The organism is Winogradskyella damuponensis (assembly GCF_039538385.1).
Taxonomy (GTDB): Bacteria; Bacteroidota; Bacteroidia; order Flavobacteriales; family Flavobacteriaceae; genus Winogradskyella; species Winogradskyella damuponensis.
This window is the reverse complement of sequence record NZ_BAABCB010000020.1, coordinates 31,626-49,618: the sequence shown is the minus strand read 5'-3', so window position 1 is coordinate 49,618 and position 17,993 is coordinate 31,626. Positions and strand designations below refer to the sequence as shown.

The 17,993-nt window shown below is 33.5% G+C and carries 20 protein-coding genes and 1 tRNA gene; 6 read left to right on the top strand and 15 right to left on the bottom strand.

Going from position 1 to position 17,993, the window contains the following annotated elements; translation table 11 throughout:
- Positions 1-65 precede the first annotated feature (65 nt).
- From ABD730_RS12035 to ABD730_RS12005, 7 genes are read right to left on the bottom strand one after another with little or no spacing between them, the layout of a single operon-like run.
- Complete coding sequence (locus tag ABD730_RS12035) at positions 66-959, bottom strand: DUF4369 domain-containing protein (protein WP_344714871.1); 894 nt, start codon at positions 957-959, stop codon at positions 66-68.
- A gap of 53 nt (positions 960-1,012) precedes the next feature.
- Positions 1,013-3,136, bottom strand: coding sequence for a methylmalonyl-CoA mutase (gene scpA / locus ABD730_RS12030; protein ID WP_344714869.1), 2,124 nt, complete (start codon positions 3,134-3,136; stop codon positions 1,013-1,015).
- Positions 3,137-3,191: 55 nt separating this feature from the next.
- On the bottom strand, positions 3,192-4,562 hold the full coding sequence (locus tag ABD730_RS12025) for a methylmalonyl-CoA mutase subunit beta (protein ID WP_334470268.1): 1,371 nt from the start codon (positions 4,560-4,562) through the stop codon (positions 3,192-3,194).
- A complete protein-coding gene (locus ABD730_RS12020; protein WP_344714866.1) occupies positions 4,555-4,881 on the bottom strand; it encodes an FtsB family cell division protein in 327 nt (108 codons plus the stop codon). The genes ABD730_RS12025 and ABD730_RS12020 overlap by 8 nt, the downstream gene beginning before the upstream one ends.
- Complete coding sequence (gene udk / locus ABD730_RS12015; protein ID WP_215924394.1) at positions 4,881-5,486, bottom strand: uridine kinase; 606 nt, start codon at positions 5,484-5,486, stop codon at positions 4,881-4,883. The genes ABD730_RS12020 and udk overlap by 1 nt, the downstream gene beginning before the upstream one ends.
- A gap of 60 nt (positions 5,487-5,546) precedes the next feature.
- Positions 5,547-5,975 (bottom strand): c-type cytochrome, encoded by a 429-nt coding sequence (locus tag ABD730_RS12010; RefSeq protein ID WP_344714863.1) that lies wholly within the window; start codon positions 5,973-5,975, stop codon positions 5,547-5,549.
- Positions 5,972-7,072, bottom strand: a complete 1,101-nt coding sequence (locus ABD730_RS12005; RefSeq protein ID WP_344714861.1) for a PQQ-dependent sugar dehydrogenase — start codon at positions 7,070-7,072, stop codon at positions 5,972-5,974. The genes ABD730_RS12010 and ABD730_RS12005 overlap by 4 nt, the downstream gene beginning before the upstream one ends.
- A gap of 104 nt (positions 7,073-7,176) precedes the next feature.
- On the opposite strand from ABD730_RS12005, the gene ABD730_RS12000 reads away from it, so the two are divergent.
- A tRNA-Pro gene (locus ABD730_RS12000) sits at positions 7,177-7,251 on the top strand.
- Between the two features lie 121 nt (positions 7,252-7,372).
- On the opposite strand, the gene ABD730_RS11995 is transcribed toward ABD730_RS12000, so the two are convergent.
- The 6 genes from ABD730_RS11995 to ABD730_RS11970 all read right to left on the bottom strand — a co-directional run bounded on the left by ABD730_RS11995 (position 7,373) and on the right by ABD730_RS11970 (position 13,359).
- Entirely contained in the window at positions 7,373-8,398 is a 1,026-nt protein-coding gene (locus ABD730_RS11995; protein ID WP_344714859.1) for a cytochrome-c peroxidase, read from the bottom strand.
- A gap of 68 nt (positions 8,399-8,466) precedes the next feature.
- Complete coding sequence (locus tag ABD730_RS11990; protein ID WP_344714857.1) at positions 8,467-9,333, bottom strand: MbnP family protein; 867 nt, start codon at positions 9,331-9,333, stop codon at positions 8,467-8,469.
- Between the two features lie 40 nt (positions 9,334-9,373).
- The gene (locus tag ABD730_RS11985) at positions 9,374-9,760 is read right to left on the bottom strand and encodes a hypothetical protein (RefSeq protein WP_344714855.1); all 387 of its coding nucleotides are present in this window, start codon (positions 9,758-9,760) and stop codon (positions 9,374-9,376) included.
- Positions 9,761-9,764: 4 nt separating this feature from the next.
- The gene (locus ABD730_RS11980) at positions 9,765-11,759 is read right to left on the bottom strand and encodes a TonB-dependent receptor plug domain-containing protein (RefSeq protein WP_344714853.1); all 1,995 of its coding nucleotides are present in this window, start codon (positions 11,757-11,759) and stop codon (positions 9,765-9,767) included.
- Between the two features lie 2 nt (positions 11,760-11,761).
- Complete coding sequence (locus ABD730_RS11975; protein ID WP_344714851.1) at positions 11,762-12,685, bottom strand: hypothetical protein; 924 nt, start codon at positions 12,683-12,685, stop codon at positions 11,762-11,764.
- 308 nt (positions 12,686-12,993) lie between these two features.
- A complete protein-coding gene (locus tag ABD730_RS11970) occupies positions 12,994-13,359 on the bottom strand; it encodes a hypothetical protein (RefSeq protein ID WP_344714849.1) in 366 nt (121 codons plus the stop codon).
- Between the two features lie 263 nt (positions 13,360-13,622).
- On the opposite strand from ABD730_RS11970, the gene ABD730_RS11965 reads away from it, so the two are divergent.
- Positions 13,623-14,579, top strand: coding sequence for a bile acid:sodium symporter family protein (locus ABD730_RS11965; protein ID WP_344714847.1), 957 nt, complete (start codon positions 13,623-13,625; stop codon positions 14,577-14,579).
- A gap of 12 nt (positions 14,580-14,591) precedes the next feature.
- Here ABD730_RS11965 and ABD730_RS11960 read toward each other — a convergent pair whose 3' ends face one another.
- Both ABD730_RS11960 and ABD730_RS11955 read right to left on the bottom strand, forming a co-directional pair.
- On the bottom strand, positions 14,592-14,744 hold the full coding sequence (locus ABD730_RS11960; protein ID WP_215924424.1) for a hypothetical protein: 153 nt from the start codon (positions 14,742-14,744) through the stop codon (positions 14,592-14,594).
- Positions 14,745-14,755: 11 nt separating this feature from the next.
- Entirely contained in the window at positions 14,756-16,120 is a 1,365-nt protein-coding gene (locus ABD730_RS11955) for an NAD-dependent succinate-semialdehyde dehydrogenase (protein ID WP_344714845.1), read from the bottom strand.
- Positions 16,121-16,318: 198 nt separating this feature from the next.
- Here ABD730_RS11955 and ABD730_RS11950 point away from each other — a divergent pair, with 198 nt between their 5' ends.
- From ABD730_RS11950 to ABD730_RS11935, 4 genes are all read left to right on the top strand, one after another.
- Positions 16,319-16,651 carry a YtxH domain-containing protein gene (locus ABD730_RS11950; protein ID WP_215924428.1) on the top strand — a complete coding sequence of 111 codons (333 nt, stop codon included), beginning with the start codon at positions 16,319-16,321 and terminating at the stop codon, positions 16,649-16,651.
- 3 nt (positions 16,652-16,654) lie between these two features.
- On the top strand, positions 16,655-17,002 hold the full coding sequence (locus ABD730_RS11945; protein ID WP_334470804.1) for a hypothetical protein: 348 nt from the start codon (positions 16,655-16,657) through the stop codon (positions 17,000-17,002).
- Position 17,003: 1 nt separating this feature from the next.
- Complete coding sequence (locus ABD730_RS11940; protein WP_334470806.1) at positions 17,004-17,210, top strand: DUF6327 family protein; 207 nt, start codon at positions 17,004-17,006, stop codon at positions 17,208-17,210.
- 256 nt (positions 17,211-17,466) lie between these two features.
- The gene (locus ABD730_RS11935) at positions 17,467-17,901 is read left to right on the top strand and encodes a hemerythrin domain-containing protein (protein ID WP_344714841.1); all 435 of its coding nucleotides are present in this window, start codon (positions 17,467-17,469) and stop codon (positions 17,899-17,901) included.
- Positions 17,902-17,993: the final 92 nt, after the last annotated feature.

The window sequence follows — 17,993 nt, the reverse complement described above, 5'->3', positions numbered from 1 at the left end:
AAAAGGAATAACATTATTTTAACTAATTTCTTAGTTAAAAAAAAGCGGTTTTAGGTATACGTGTGTTATGGGTGTTGTTTAAGAATTTCCTGAAGGTTTTGTAGGTATTTGTCCTTAATGTTTGCTTTTGCGTATTTTTTTGCAAACTCTAGTTTTTCGTTGGTAGGCTCGTAGTAATTCTTGTTTTTATCTTTAGCTAAATTGAGTTGATGTGTAATGTAGCGTTCTGTAAGTTTGTAGTATTCAACACTATTTTTACTCCATTCTTCTGAATTATAAATTTCCAAAATTGAATTGTAAAACTCAGGGTCTATATCTTTATTTTCTTGAAGATTAGTCCAGATAAGAAAATCATTTACGGCTCCAAGGCTAATTTCGGTTATTAGATAGTTTTCAAAACTGTTTATAGGGGACGTGTTCTTGAGATTGTAGTCTTTGATTCTTTTTTCTTTTTCTTCTAAAATGATGTCCCAAGCCTCTGTTGTAGCTATGTTTAGTGGTTGCCTGTTTTCATCTGTCACAAGGCCTCTATAGTCTATAGTTCTATAATAATTTCGTAACAAATTTTGATTCTCATTATTAAAAATAATTGATGAGTTATGGTTTTTTGTATCCCAATGTGTAATTGAATAGTTCTTTTTGGTATCAATGTATAGGCATGGTTCGTTGGCAAAGAAGTTAGCGCAAAAGGAGTAATAGTAGATGTTAGGCGTTTCTTTGAATACTTGATACGAAAGTGGAGGTAAGCTGTATTTTGATATTGTAATTAATTCTGGGGAATCTGCTTTAATAGAAAACTGAAAATCACCTAGACTATCAACTATTGTTGAGTCGAGAATGTAGCTTTTATTTAAATAATTAAAGTGGTTGTATTCTTTAAGATAGATGGTGTTGTTAATTAGCTCTTTGGAATTACCTGTGATTGTTATTTTTGATTCTATGTCTTTTTTGCATGACAAAGTGAATAAGAATAAACAGATCACGAATAATTTAAAGCATGTGTTCATGTAGTCTAGTCAATTAATATCTCTAGTATTTGAATAGCTGCATCGCTAATTTTTGTACCAGGGCCAAAAACAGCAACAGCTCCAGCGTCGAATAAATATTGATAATCTTGCTTTGGAATTACTCCACCAACAATAACCATTATGTCTTCACGACCATAGTTTTTAAGTTCTTGTATAACTTGAGGTACTAATGTTTTGTGTCCTGCTGCTAAGGAAGATACACCTAAAATATGAACGTCATTTTCTACGGCTTGCTTTGCGGCTTCTTTTGGTGTTTGAAAGAGTGGTCCAATGTCTACATCAAAGCCAACGTCTGCATAGCCAGTGGCCACTACTTTTGCGCCTCTGTCATGACCATCTTGTCCCATTTTAGCAATCATTATACGAGGTCTACGACCGTCTTGCTCTGCAAATTGGTCGGCAAGTTCTCTTGCTTTTTGGAAACTTTTATCGTCTTTTATTTCTTTGCTATACACTCCTGAAAATGATTTTATTTGTGCTTTGTGTCGTCCAAATTCAGCTTCTAAAGCATCGCTTATTTCGCCTAATGTCGCTCGTTTTCGTGCGGCATCTACTGCTAAAGCTAGTAAATTATTTTCACCTGTTTTAGCAGAATCGGTTAATTTTGATAAAGCTTCGGTTACAGCTTCGGTATCTCTACTTGCTTTAATGCTGTTTAAGCGTTCTATTTGTTGAGTACGAACTGTTTGATTATCTACTTCTAGTGTAGTGATAGGGTCTTCTTCGTTTAATCTATATTTGTTAACACCAACAATTATATCTTGGTTAGAATCTATACGTGCTTGTTTGCGTGCTGCTGCTTCTTCAATACGCAGTTTAGGTATTCCGGCTTCTATAGCTTTGGTCATACCTCCTAATTCTTCAACTTCTTCTATGAGTTGCCATGCTTTTTGAGCGATATCATGTGTTAGTTTTTCAACATAATAACTGCCGGCCCAAGGGTCTACCGTTTTGGTGATGTGTGTTTCCTCTTGTAGATATATTTGAGTGTTCCTAGCAATACGTGCAGAAAAATCTGTAGGTAAAGCAATGGCTTCGTCTAAAGCATTGGTATGTAAACTTTGGGTACCACCAAAAGCTGCAGCAGAAGCTTCAATACATGTTCTTGCGACGTTGTTAAAAGGGTCTTGTTCTGTTAAACTCCAGCCAGAAGTTTGGCAATGGGTTCGTAATGCTAATGATTTTTGATTTTTTGGGTTGAATTGTTTTACGAGTTTTGCCCAAAGCATTCGTGCTGCTCGCATTTTAGCAATTTCCATAAAATGATTCATGCCTATAGCCCAAAAGAATGAAAGTCGCGGAGCAAAGGTGTCTATGTCCATACCTGCGTCTAGCCCTTTTCTTATGTATTCTAGTCCGTCAGCTAATGTGTAGGCTAATTCAATATCGCAAGTGGCGCCAGCTTCTTGCATGTGGTAGCCAGAAATACTAATACTGTTGAATTTTGGCATATTGTTGCTGGTGTATTCAAAAATATCTGAGATAATTTTCATTGAAGGAGTAGGTGGGTAGATGTAGGTGTTACGCACCATAAATTCCTTAAGAATATCATTTTGAATGGTTCCGGCAAGTTGTTCTGGTTTTACTCCTTGTTCTTCGGCTGCAACAATATAAAATGCCATAATAGGTAAAACAGCGCCATTCATGGTCATGGAAACAGACATTTTATCTAAGGGAATTTGATCGAATAAGATCTTCATGTCTTCCACGGAATCAATTGCAACGCCAGCTTTTCCAACGTCTCCAACTACGCGTTCGTGATCAGAATCATAACCTCTGTGTGTAGCTAAATCAAAAGCTACTGATAATCCTTTCTGTCCGGCTGCTAAATTTCTTCTGTAAAATGCGTTGCTTTCTTCTGCAGTTGAAAAACCTGCATATTGTCTAATTGTCCAAGGTCTACGAACATACATTGTTGAATAGGGGCCGCGAAGATTAGGTGCAATACCAGCTACAAAATTTAGGTGTTCAAGATCTTTTAAATCGTCTTTATTGTAAGTGGATTTTACCATGATGTCCTCAGCTGTTAAGAAGTCTTTTTCTTCTTGATGCTGTGAGCTTCGTGACTCGTTTTTTAATTCTATATGTTGAAGATTTTTTCTTGACATTTTAAATGTGATTTTAATGGAAACGCAGTACTATAGTTTTTCTCTATGTGTGGTTTTATTCATTATTCAATCTGTTAATTTCCAGGTCTTCAGATAGTCTTTTTTCTAGTATTGGTTCAATTAATGTTTTTCGCTTTTCAATTTTTAAAAATGGACTAATTTCTAGTTCATTTTTCATTTTGTCTGCTAAATTAGGATGTTTGTTTGTACCTAATAACACTAATTTTTCAGCTTCAAAATCGGCTTGCTCACTAGTCGCATTTTCTTTAATTTTTCTTTGAATCGTCCCTTCTTTTAGTTGCCTTAAAAAGCCGCCATTGCTTTCGATATCTTTAAAAATAGTTAGTGCTTTTTCCGCTAATTGTTCTGTTAAGCTTTCTATATAATAAGCTCCATCTGCGGGATTATTTACTTTGTCAAAATAGCTTTCGTGCTTTAAGACTAAAAGTTGGTTTCTCGAAATTCGTTCTCCAAATTCGTTTGATTTGTGATATAAAGCGTCGTAAGGTAAATTACAAACAACATCTGCACCTCCTAAAATGGCACTCATAGATTCCGTTGTAGTACGCAATAGGTTTACGTTATAATCGTAAATGGTTTTGTTGCGTTTGCTTGGTGTTGCTATAATTCTACATGTTGTGTTTACATTGTATTCTGATGCTAAGGTAGACCAAAGTTGCCTTAAAGCTCTTAGTTTGGAAATTTCAAAGAAATAGTTTGAGCTAATTGAGGTGTAGAATGTTACATTAAGCGATTGTTTTGCGTCGCTTGAAATGATGTTTTCCAGATGATTTAAGTACTCGTTGGCATGAGCTAAGCCGTAAGCTAGTTGTTGGGTAATAGTTGCTCCTGCATTTTGGTATAGGCTAAGGTCTATGCTTAGTTGGTTTGTTGACTTGACGATCGTTTCAAATTTGCTAAAATCGTCTTTGAGGTTGTTGTACCAATTTCCTGTTTTAGCTAGGTTACCAATGATATCTGTGTGAATATAGCATTGCGATTGCTTTACTGTATTTACGACAGTATTAATGAAGTTTTCGGAAAGAAAATCACATTTAAGATCAATTGGTGTTTTGTTTAAATCAATATTTTGAAATAAATCTTCAATACTGATTGTTTTAGATTTTATATTGAATAGAATGCTTTCAGCACCACGATTAATAGCGTCTAATGCCTTTAGGTTTGAAGCTTGTGCGTCAGTTACATCAATAGATTGGCAGATTTTCCAATCGTTTGTTTTGCTGTCTGATCGTTTTGGTGTTGTTTCAAATTCATCGGCATGATAAAAAGGCTTTACATCAATACCTTCTTTTGTTTTCCAGATTAAAGTATCATTGTAATCTGCTCCTTTTAGGTCTGCTTGTATTTTCTGTTTCCATGCTTTTGAAGAAACGTCTTCAAATTCATTAAATAATGATTTACTCATCTTTCTTTTGTTTGGCTATGCTGTCTTCGTATTCTATAATATATATGTCTTCGTTAGGCTTTTTCATATAGTAGGTTTCTCGCGCTGTACGCTCAATACCTTCATCAGTACTTAGTTCTTTTATGGCTTTATTGTCTTTAGCCATTTCGTTTTTATAATGTTCTTTTTGGTATTCTAATTCGTAAATATCGGAATTTAATTCGTGATGAAACAACCAGGAATGTGCATCAAAAAATAACATCCAAACCACAAATACAGCAAGAACAACGATATAGATGTTCTTGAAAGGTTTTAGATATTTAGAATTAAAAATGCTCATTATAGACGTTCGTTGATTATAGTTTTTACGATATCTACAGCAACAGTATTGTACTTGTTATTTGGAATGATGATATCTGCATATTCTTTCATAGGTTCTATAAATTGCTGATGCATTGGTTTTAGTGTGTTTTGATATCGTGTTAAAACCTCATTAATATCTCTACCACGTTCTGTTATATCTCGTTTTAAACGACGAATTAGACGTTCGTCAGAATCTGCGTGAACAAATATTTTTATATCAAAAAGATTTCTGATTTCTGCATGAGATAAAATTAAAATCCCTTCTACAATCATTACTTTTCTTGGTATCGTATTTATAGTGTCTCCTGTACGATTGTGTTTTACAAAAGAATAAACAGGTTGGTCAATAGCATTGCCTTTTTTTAGTTCTATAAGATGTTTCTCCAATAATTCGAAATCTATAGAGCGTGGATGGTCAAAATTAATTTTAACACGTTCGTCGTAACTTAAATGTGATGTGTCTTTGTAGTAAGAATCTTGTGAAATGACTCCAACCTCTCCTTCTGGTAATTCATTTAAAATTGTGTTAACGACAGTTGTTTTTCCGCATCCTGTTCCGCCAGCAATTCCTATTATAAGCATGTTTTAATTTTTGATTTAATTGAGGCTGTAAAGTTAATTAATATGACCTTAAGATGAATCCTATAATTTAGAAACTTTATCAGGTGTTATAAAATTACCAATCTTATTTCCCCAACTGTTGTTTATATAGTTAATGACGTCTGCTACTTCTTCATCTGACAGTCCTAAAGGTGCCATTGTACCATTGTAAGTGATGCCATTTACTATTATTTCTCCAGATAGACCATGTTTTACAGCTTTGATGCTTTCGGTTTGATTTTCTCTTAAATAATCTGAGTCTGCTAAAGGCGGAAAGGCTTTTGGTACTCCTTTGCCATCTGGTAAATGGCAAGTTATACACATATCATTATATACTATTTGACCTCGTTTCATGCTTGCTTCAAGTTTTGATTGGTCTTGATTTTGAGCAATTAAATTAGATGTTTTAGCATTTGAATTACAGGACACAAATGTTAAAAAAGAAATTGCGATGATAATTACTTTTTTCATTTTCTAATTAATTTTACGATACCTAAATTTTCAATTCCTACATAAATATAACCATCGGGGCCTTGTTTTATACTTCTTATGCGCCCCAAGCCGTCTAGTAAACGTTCTTCTTTTATAACTTTATTGTCTTTTAAGGTACACATGTCTAAGTATTGAAATTTTAATGATCCAATAAGTAAATTTCCGTTCCAATCTCCATATTTATCACTGTTTATGAATGCCATTCCGCTAGGCGCTATTGATGGATCCCAGTAGTGAAGAGGTTGCTCCATACCTTCTTTTTTTGATATTTCGGTAAATTTTGTGCCGCTATAATTTATGCCATAGCTAATAATTGGCCAGCCATAGTTTTTACCAGAGGCGATAATATTTATTTCGTCTCCACCTCTTGGGCCATGCTCGTGTGTCCATACAGCACCTGTTTTAGGGTGTAGTGTCATGCCTTGAGGGTTTCTGTGGCCATAAGAATAAATAGCTTTTTTAGCGTTGTTGGAGTTTACAAATGGATTGTCCTCTGGGATTGTGCCATCAGCGTTGAGTCGGTATATTTTTCCACAGTCTTTAGTGATGTCTTGCGGGTTTTCATCTCTATTGCCACGATCTCCTATGCTAAAAAATAAGTAACCATTTTTGTCAAAAACTAAGCGTGATCCAAAATGTTGGCCTTTAGTTGTATTAGGTTGGGCTTTGTATAGTACTTGTAAATCGGTTAAGCTATTATTTTTTAATTTGGCTCGCGCAATAGATGTATTGCCTCCAGAGCCTTCGCCTTTTGGTGATGCGTAAGAAAAATAAATCCAACCATTAGTCGCATAATCGGGATGTAAAATAATATCCAATAAGCCACCTTGACCACGAACATAGATTTCGGGTAATCCTGAAATAGCTGTCTTTTTTCCATCTTTAAAATGAATAAGTTCTCCTGATTTTTCAGTAATTAGAATAGAATTATCTGGTAGGAATGTAAATCCCCAAGGATTATTAAGATCTGAAACGACAACCTCGTGACTGTTTTTATTGTTGACAGGATTTTTGTCTTGAGCACAAGCTAGTGTAGTAGTAAGAATTAAACTGATAAAAAGGTGTCTTGGGTTCATAGTTTTTTGTCTTAAAAAAAGAATAAGTTTTAAAGTTACTTAAATGTTGTTGAATTATAAAGAAAAATTATATATTTGCAGTCCGAAATCGGGAAACCACAATTCGGGGTGTAGCGTAGCCCGGTTATCGCGCCACGTTTGGGACGTGGAGGCCGCAGGTTCGAATCCTGCCACCCCGACTTCATATTAAAAAACCTTGTAAATTTATTTACAAGGTTTTTTGTTTTTTTAGAATAGTTGATTTCTATTTATTATATATAAGATGAAGTCGCTAAATTATTTCAAGCTATCTTATCAGGTTTAATATTCAAGACCTAAAAATTCAGCATCACTTAAGGTTTTCATAAAAGCAATTAAATCTGTTTTTTCTTGAGCTGTAAGTGGGATTCTATTGTTATTATCTTTTAAGATAGGGTCGAGGTTATCTGCCTCTAATACTCCGTTATCTAAATAATCGAGTAGGTCTTCTAAAGTTGCAAATTGTCCGAAGCTGCCGTAAGGAGCAGTATATTCTATATTTCTTAAGCTAGGCACTCTAAAACGCATATAATCTTCAACAAGACCTGTGATTCTGGCACGTCCTCCTTCTTCAGAATCTGGATTTATAGGAAATCCAATATTTCTAAAACTTTGATCCGTAAATAATTCTGTGCTGTGACAGCTTATACATTTGTTTTGAAAAACAGCATAGCCTTGTGCTTCACTTGTTGTAAATGTTTCTCCTTCGTTTCGTTTAACTCTATCGTATTTACTGTTTGAAGATATGAGCGTGTATTCATATTGCGCAATACTATTGTAAATACCATTTGCTGTAATACCTTCTCCTTGAAAAGCTTTATTAAATAGCTCTATATAAGAAGGATCGCTTTCAAGTTTACCAATAACCTCTAAAATAGAGGAATCCATTTCTTCGTGTGTAATGATAGGAACCAATGGTTGGTTTTCTAATTGGAGTTTATTACCATCCCAATTATAAAATTGCATAAATGCCATGTTTTGTACAGGCGGAGCATTACGAAGTCCTATTCGTCCCTCAATTCCAATAGCTTTTGGGTTGTGATCAGCAAAGGCACTTTCTTGTATGTGGCAACTTGAACAGGAAATGGTGTTGTCTGCACTTAATTGTCTGTCAAAGAATAATTTTTTACCTAATTCAACTCCATATTGCGTTGGCATATTATTGTAAACCGAACTGTTTAGTTCTGGAAAATCAATTGGAATATTCAGTGTTAATTCAGGGTTGTCATATATAATAGGCTCAGTATCATTAGTGCTACATCCTGTAAATAAAAGGATGATAGCGATACTTTGTATTGTTTTTTTCATTTTGCTATAAAACTATAATGGAGTCGGCTATGGTGTTTTATCATAGCCGACCCATTAATTTTTTAGATTTAGTTTTCTACTGAAGTAACAGAGAACATTCCTGTATGGTCCGTTGTACCATTACCACCAATATTTTCTACAAACTTCATCATTTCAGTAGCTGTATGAGCACTTGGTGTTGCATTATTGGTAATGTCTTCTGTAGAGACTAATGTTACCGTATGACTTTCGCCACTTAAGAAATAATCAAAATCGGCTTTAATGTTAATTGTAGGTGCACTATTGCCAACAGTAGTTGTTGTAGGAAGTACAATTGTAATATCTCTATAAGCATCAACACCTTGCGTATAAGCACCTTCTTCACCTTCTACTGTACTTCCAGAATGGAAAGACAATTGCTTATTATCGGTATCATAGAATCCTTCGAGTTTTGTAAAACGGTATCCCGTTCCCCATTCCCAATGCATTTGTGTATCATTTGCTCCTGCATTTTCATAAAATGTAGGGAAACTTACTTGATCTAAAGTGTTTAAATCAGATCTTACACCTAAACCAAATTTTATTTCTGTGTAATCTCCTGCAGGAATATCACTCATAACATAACTCAATGTTTCTGGTTTTGACTGATTTACAACCGTAGCTCCGTTATCTAAATCATTTACATGATAAGGAATTTCAGTGCCATCTGCTTTTATAAGACGAATGTTACTAATAACGTATTTAACTTCTTCAAAGTGGTGAATTTGTCCAGCATCAGAAGTGTTTTTAGTCGCAGCACTAGATGTTGCATCTCCTAGAACAATAGGTGTGTCGCCAAATGTGTTATTGAATTCTAAGGTTACATTATTTGCAACAGGATTATTGTCATCGCTACTACAAGACATGAATGCAACGACTACGGCTGCTGATAAAATATATTTTTTAAGATTTTTCATTTTTAAAATTTATGTTAATTGATATGTTTATTTTTTTATGTTAAGCGTTTTCTAAATCAGCACTTAACATCGGAGGAGGTACTAGGACTTCTAGATAGGGTTCCGAATGATGGAACTCTATATATATCAATTTTACTTTGGTTTTAATGACGTTTGGAGTTTCTATTTCATATGCAATATTTGAATAAAAAACCAAATCGAAATTTTTGGTATTAAGTATTTTTTCAGAATCGCTGTTTTCCGTTTCTTGTAATTCTTTACTTAAATAACATTTTCCATTACAATGGAGTTCAGGTTTGTTTTTATTGATACAAAACTGTTCTGTAATTGCTTTTTGGTTGAGTTTAAAGTGCATTACAACGACGGCTTGCTGTGAAACAACAAACAGAAATATTAAAGTCATTATGGAGCTAAAAACCCGTTGCATTAGTTTAGAAGTTGAATTTTAAAGAGGTGAAAATATTGCGTCCCATTCTTGGTATATTTCCCCAATCGGCATAAGTACTGTAATACTCATTAAGTATATTTTCTGCGCCAACCTGAACAACGGTCTTGTAATCTTTAATTTTAAACGTGTAGTCTGCAGACAGGTTCCAAATGGTATAAGAAGGAGTTTGATCTTCTCCGTATTCTGGACTGTAATTAATTTGTTCTAAATCGCCATTAACCGACGTTTGAAAATTAAATCGGTTGTATCTATAATGGATTGATGATTGGTAACTTAAAGGTCTAATAAATGGTAAGTTGTTTTTGTTATCGTCTTTTCCACGAGCATAAGTTAATACACCTTTCCAATGAAGATTGTCTAAAATGGTATAGCTAGTATTTAATGAAAAATTAAATAAGGTTGAGTACTCTAAGGAAGTATATCCTTTAACACCAACAGACTGATAATTCATGGGGCTTCCCAAACTTAAAATTCGACCAATGATGTAATTCTCAATGTAGAAATAATTTACGTTTGCTTGTAAACTGAATTTATCATCTTTATAACCAGCACTAGCATTACCTTCGTATGATATCTCGTTTTTAAGGTCAGGATTACCAATATAATCGTAACGGTCAAAACTATTATAAATGTAATAACCATAGCCTTCAGAAACAGAAGGAGCTCTATGGCCATAGCCACCTCCTACGGAAAAATTAAAATTTTTAATATCTAATTGATAACCTGCGTGTAAACTAGGTAGTATTCGTGTTTTTTCTTGAGGCGTTCCAGGGTGAAAAATCCAGTTAAACTCTACGTATTTAGAGTGGTTGTAATTGATGCCTAACGCCCCACCAAAATTAAGTTGACTTTTGTCTGAAATCTCCCAAGAGTTATTTAGAGAAAGTCCTGCAAAAGTCGTCGTAACTGCAGGCCAACTGTAAGCAAACATAGAGCGTTCACTTCGGTCTTGTGGATACATGCGCATTTCGGCTGTAGATAAATTGTTATAAGCGTTCAGCTGAATTTCAGAACTAAAATCATTGCTTTTTAAATTTGCTTTAGATAGTAAGCCATAAGTAGTGCTCCAGCCAGGCATATCCATATGTACTAAATTTTCTGGACGTGTGGTATCGTCCATATAATGTTCTATAGCATTAAAATAAATTTTAGTGTCTAAGGCTCTAAATAGTCCTTCTTTAAACAATTGCTTATATGTTGCTGATGTAATTAAGGCACGAGACAACCATAAATCCATAGGTAAAGCTGGGTAACCAACATCTTTAGCTTCATCATAAATTGCTTCAACTTTTACAGAAGATAATTCGCTTGTTTTATAGGCTAATCCTAGTGATGCATTGAATTTAGTAAATTGAGAGTGTTTGACTTCCTCAGTGTTACCATCACTATAGTTTTCAGCTTTTCTATACGCCAAGCTTCCATCTGCCACAAATTTGCTGCCGGAATAAGATGCATTGGCCAAATTGAAAAATTGTTTGTTATTAAATTCAAAGCCGGTTTGGTAAGCTCCATTCCATTTTTTAGAAAGGTTAAATGGTGTGCTTTTTCGTTTTAAATCAATGCTTCCTGCAACAGTAGCTCCATGCATACTGCCTTCTTGTCCAGACTTGATATCAATTTTAGAGAGGTTGTTACTTTCTACATACGAGGTGATAGGATCCATTTTATCAGTACAAGCACCAAAAACATGCATACCATCAATAGTAATTGTAGAGCGTTCTGAGCTCATATTATTTAGTAAAGGTTCCCAAGCGTATGCTCCACGTTTTATAAAACTAATATTATCTGAAGACGCCAAAAACTCGTCAACTGTAACGGCCATTTTCATGTCTGTTTCAATTTTCTTTTTAATTATAGTAATTAACTGTACCTCGTCTAAAGCGACAATGCTGTCTTTCTTTTTCTCTTTTTCTGTGTTTTGTGCCGTGGTAAATAGGCTAACAAAAAGCAGTATGACTAGTGTTATGGGTTTTTTCATTATTAAAACAGTATATCAATATGCAATTCGCTTCTTTCTCCTTCAATACCTGGTGTAAAATCAGTTGAAACTTCGGTGCCTTTAATAATGTCTCCGTCTGGATTCTGAAGTCTAAAATTTAAGGTCCAGTTTCCGGTCATGGTATAATTAACTGTTCCGTAATACAAGCCACCTTCCTGTTGTGTTAAATCTTGATTGTTTGGAGATGAGTGATTTCCCATTGAAGGTTCTGGCATTCTGGGATCTAATAATAAAGTGTAGTTGGAAACTTCTGTATATGAAAACTGAGAAGGGTCTGGGAATGTTCCGGCTTCATTGGAAGGCTGGTTGTATTTGTAAATTCCTGCAACCAATTCGTTTTCTGCAATTTTAGGTTTCTGTGGTGCAACCAAAGCGATAAAATATTGCTCTCCGTCATTGGCTGTAAAAGCAGTCATGTTTAAGTTCATGTTCGCCTGTTCTTCAACAATGATGTCTTGATTTACAGTATAGGTTTCTCCATTATCTGTAAATGAAATATGCACTTCCCAGTTTTCTAACTCATTACTTTCGCTTGTAAATACAGCGTAACCAGAATAGTAGTCGTTTTCTGTACTATAATTTAAGTTGTATTGATGTGGACATGAAGCGTTGTTGCCATTATAATTAGTAATAATGGGTAAGAACGTGACGTTAGACGTGCTAATGTTTTCGTTAGTTTGGGTATTTGTAATTGTTAAATGGATGTCATTATAGCCTTTATACAGTGTCCCATTTAAAGCTTCTATACGAATTTGATAGTTGTTTTTATTTATTGAAACGACTTCGTTGTACTCAAAATGCTCAACAACTACAGTACTTATTTCAGCTTCGTAATCGGTTTTATCTAGGGTACAAGATGTCACTGCAACAAGTGCTGCAATGACAAAAAATATATTTTTCTTCATCACTTATAGGTGTTTTATTAAAAAAACTTAAAAATATAGCAGCGGATATCCCAACTAATAAATACCTATTGAAAACGCAATAGCATTGTATTAAATTAGGAATGTATGAAGACAGAAAAGGTCTTAATACCGCTACAAGAAATAAATAGAAGACTTGTGTATAAGATTACTTTTATTGTACGGATTGTACAACAAGACTAGTATGTACGCTCATATGTTAAATTATTAGTGTAAAGCATACCACATAATACCTATGTAAAGCGTTTGGCTATTGATAGGATTATAAATTACAAGGTCTCTATTTAAACTTAAGCTAAAGGAGGATGAAAGATAAAATTCATAAAATCGAATTTATAAATTTTATTATAAGAAGATTCAATTTTTAAATGTTCTGTATTAACAGCAATAACGAGATTGTCATCAAAAAGATCTTGAAAGAAGACGACTTGATGTTCTGTTGAAGAAGAGTGATTTTTGTCGTTACTTTTTTCGGAATCGGAAGCTTTTGCTAATTCTTTTTTTAAATGACATTTACCGTTACAAGCTAATTCGGGTTTGTCTTTATTGACGCAAAGTTCATTTTTAATGTAGTCATAAAAAGCAGCGTATTCCACAAATGGAATAGTAGGTTTGAGAAGCATAAACAATGCTAAAAAAAGTGTAGCTGTTTTCACAGCGTAAAGGTCTTTATTTTTTTTAAAACTTCCTAATATTTCAAGATTTGAAATGAGTCATATAAGCTTTTAAAAATGGTTTTTATATTAGCTTCAAAAAATCTAATACTGCTTTCAGTTAGACTTGATTTACTATTTGTAAACCTGTTTAGGTTTTCAAAAAATAAGATAATTAGCTTGTCTTTTTTGTAATTAAATGATATTATTTTAGAGCATTAAATAAAAGAGACTTTATTTAGCAGACAGAAACAAAGTGACCATACATGAGTATAAAGGTTGATAAATTCGTCATATCCATTATTATAGTAATCGTTTTAGCTTATTTCTTTCCAGAATGGGGAATAGAAAGTAGTCAAATTCCTATAGACGCTATTAGTGCGATAGGCATTTCGCTTATATTCTTTTTTTACGGACTTAAACTAAATCCAACGCAACTTAAAGCTGGGCTTAAAAACTGGAAATTGCATGTTTTAGTGCAAGGTTCTACATTTTTAATGTTTCCGTTGTTGATTTTATTACTGCGCCCATGTATTCAAAATGAAGCTCAAGAAACCATTTGGTTAGCGTTCTTTTTTTTAGCAGCATTGCCATCTACAGTATCATCGTCTGTAGTGATGGTGGCTATGGCTAAAGGAAATGTACCAGCAGCGATTTTTAATGCAAGTATATCAGGTATTATTGGTATTGTGTTGACTCCACTTTGGATGGGATTGTTTGTAGATAGTATTCAAACGGATTTTGATTTTACTGAAATTTATATCAAGCTCATTGTTCAAATTATTTTACCTGTAATTGTTGGCCTCTTATTGCAACGTTATTTGGGTGATTTTGCTCGTAAGCATAGTAGCAAATTAACTTTGTTTGATAAGGCTATTATCTTATTAATTATTTACAAGAGTTTTGCGGCATCATTTGACAATAATATTTTTAGTGTGGTGTCATTTTTAGATTTACTCTTCCTTTTTATAGGAGTCGTAACGTTATTTATAATTGTTTATTCGCTAACGGGATTTATTTCTAAAAAACTTCAACTTAATAATGAAGATCGTATTACAGCACAATTTTGTGGTACTAAAAAATCATTAGTTCACGGTACTGTTTTTTCTAAAATACTATTCGGAAATATGGCAACTTTAGGTATTGTGTTGTTACCATTAATGTTGTTTCATGCGACACAAATCTTAATTATAAGTGTTATCGCATCTAAGAAAAGCCGTTAGTTTTTATGTTTTCTAAAACCATTCAAAGTGGATTCCAGAGGCAACTACAGCACCTACTAAAATGATAAGTATAAGAATTATTATTCGTGCTCCAAATTTTGTTTTGTTATCCTTTTGAAAGACGTAATCGCGTCTTTTTTCATCTTCTTCTTTTACAAACTTCATAATTTTAAATTTTACTTATTAATATATACGGTTTTCCTATTTACAAAGGCTAGCATACCTTCTTTTGATAATTCTCTGCCATAGCCTGAAATTTTAGTGCCTCCAAACGGTAATCTTGGATCTGATTTAACCATTTCATTGATAAAAAAAGCACCGTCTTCAATTTCTGATGTGCGTTGTAATGCCGCATCGTAATCTGATGTAAACACCATGGTACCTAACCCAAACTTATACTTTGATGCCATTGTATATGCCTCGTCTTCTGACTGTACTTTAATAATGGCAGCTACAGGACCAAAAGTTTCTTCTTTAAATACAGGCATTTCCGCTGTAACATTAGTTAGGATTGTAGGTTGAAAATAAGCACCATCTCGTGTATTTCCAAGTGTTACTTTAGCACCTAAATCAATTGATCTTTGAACTTGTTTTTCTAAAGTTTCAGCTAAATCTTCACGAGCTAAACACGATATTGTAGTATCGTCTTCTAGTGGATTTCCATAGTTTAAGGCTTTTACTTTTGATGTGAATTTTTCAATAAAGTCATCATAAATATCTTCTACAACTATAAACCGCTTAGCTGCAATGCAACTTTGCCCAGAATTTTGCATTCGTGCTTTTACAATCGTTTCTATGTGTCTGTCTAAATCGGCATCTTTTAAAACAATACACGCGTTGTTTCCACCTAATTCTAATAGTGAAGGTTTAAGGTTTTTTCCTGCGAGTTCTGCTATTTTTCGACCTGCTTTTTCACTTCCAGTTAAGGAAACTGCTTTAACAATGTCATTTGACATAAGTTTTTCAATGCCTTCATGATCTGTAACTAAAGTTTGAAAACATCCTTTTGGAAACTTAGCATTTAAAAAAAGTTTTTCAATAGCTATAGCACAACCTGTAACATTAGAAGCGTGTTTTAGAAGTGCTACATTGCCTGCTGCTAATGTTGGCACAGCAAATCTAAATACTTGCCAAAACGGATAATTCCAAGGCATTACAGCTAAAATACAGCCTAAAGGATCATAACTTATAAAGCTTTCATGTGCTTCGGTTGCAATAATGTCGTCTTGTAAAAAATGATCCGAATTTTGGATATAAAAATCAATGAGATAAATACATTTTTCTATTTCAGCTCTACTTTCTGCAATGGGTTTTCCCATTTCTTTTGTAATGAGTAGGCTTAATTCGGTTTTATTCTGGTGTAATTCATTAGCTAAATTTTGCATTAGCGCTACACGCGTTTTAATCTCTAATTGTTTCCATGTTTTAAATGTTGAATCGGCTAATTTTAATTTCTCTTTTAGTTTAGATTCAGAATCCATAGTATAGGTTTCTAAATGATTTCCGTTAAATGGATGGTATGTTTTAATACTTGTTTTCATAGGATTATTCTATTCTTCAAATCTAGATTTATTTATGTCTTTGAGTTAATTCAATTGCTAAAATGTTTGACGCTAACACTAAACTAGCATTACAGCTAATATTGCTATGTAAAGAGTTAAGCTGTGGCTTATCTTGACTATATCTTTGTGTAACAGCAGTGTGCTGAATAATAAAATTAACTATAAAAATTAAATAACATGAGTAATAACGGAAATACAGTTTTAGGGATACTAGCAGGAACAGCAGTAGGAGCGGTTTTAGGAATTTTGTTTGCCCCAGATAAGGGTAGTGTAACTAGACAGAGAATTGCAGACGAAGCAGCAACGAAAAGAGATTTGATGGCAGAGAAGGCTACCGAATTAAGAGATTCTTTAGGTAATAGCATTTCTTCTCATAAAGAAAATTTAGACCATCAAGTAGAATCTATAGTTTCTAATGCAAGTTATAAGGCAGAAGATGTCATCACTACACTTGAGGCGAAATTAAAGGATTTAAAAGCTAAGAATAAGAATTTACAGAAAAAAGCCTAATAAATGAGTGTTTTTGACGACATAAACCATACAGCAAGCAAAGTTTCACATATTGGTGAGCGCTACGTTAAGGCGTCTCACCAATATTTTAGATTGAAAATTTTTCAACAACTAACATTGTCATTAAGTTTAGTGACTAAGGTATTGGCTGTAGGAAGTCTATTGTTTGCAGGCTTAGTATTCTTATCTATTGCAGCAGCATTAGAAATAGGTAATGCTTTAAATAGCTATGCGCTAGGATTTTTAATAGTAGGTGTGGCTTATGTTATACTGTCACTTATAATCTATAAGTTAAGAACAAAATTCAATTCGTTTATCATAAAAAAAGTAGGACTTAAATTTTTTAATTAATATGAAGACATACGCCACATTTGAAGAAATTGATAACGATTTAAAACGTTTTAAGCTAGAGCGTGATATTGCATGGGAAGAATTAAAATTGACAAAAGGTGAATTTAAGGAAGATTTACAGCCATTAAATTGGGTAAGTACAGCCTTAAAATTAACTGGGAAATACAGTTTTATTGCACTAATTAGAAAATGGATTTTTAAAAAGTAATTTTCAGCTTGTTTTAGTCTTACATGTCTAATAAATATAGTTTAGTTTTTATGTAAAATTTAAAACGACCTTAAAGTAAGATATGGGGTAAACTAAACTCCTTCAGATCGGTCCTCTAAATTATATGGTTTAGCAGGACTTTTTAATGCATTCTCACCAGCGCTCTAAGTTCTATACAGTTAACTTTTAAACTTATAGAGCAAATTTGTTGAGGTTCATAAAATTACCTTTGATTAGTAACCAAAAAGAATTACAAATGAACATATACGAAGCCATACGAATTGACCACGACATCCAAAGAGAGCTTTTAGACAAATTAATACAGACTAAAGGAGACTCAAAAGAGAGAACGGAAATTTTTAATAAACTAAAAAAAGAACTCGATTTGCATGCCAATGCAGAGGAGCGACACTTCTATAAACCCTTAATTCCAACAGATATGATGCAAGAACATGCCAGACATGGAATTGCAGAGCACCATGAGATTGATGAGCTTATAGAACAGTTGGAAGAGACTGAAATGGACTCTTCAGCCTGGCTAAAAACAGCCAAGGATTTAAAAGAAAAAGTAGAACACCATTTGGAAGATGAAGAGCATACTTTTTTTCAGTTATCAGGTAAAATTTTAACCAAAAATCAAAAGGAGGAATTAGCAACAAAATATAATGCATATATGGAAACGCATCGGTAAAAATTAAGAATTAAATCTATTTTTTATTTGAGCTAAAACTGAAATCTTTTGCATTAAGTTAGGTTGGATAATTCCCTTAATTTTATCAAATA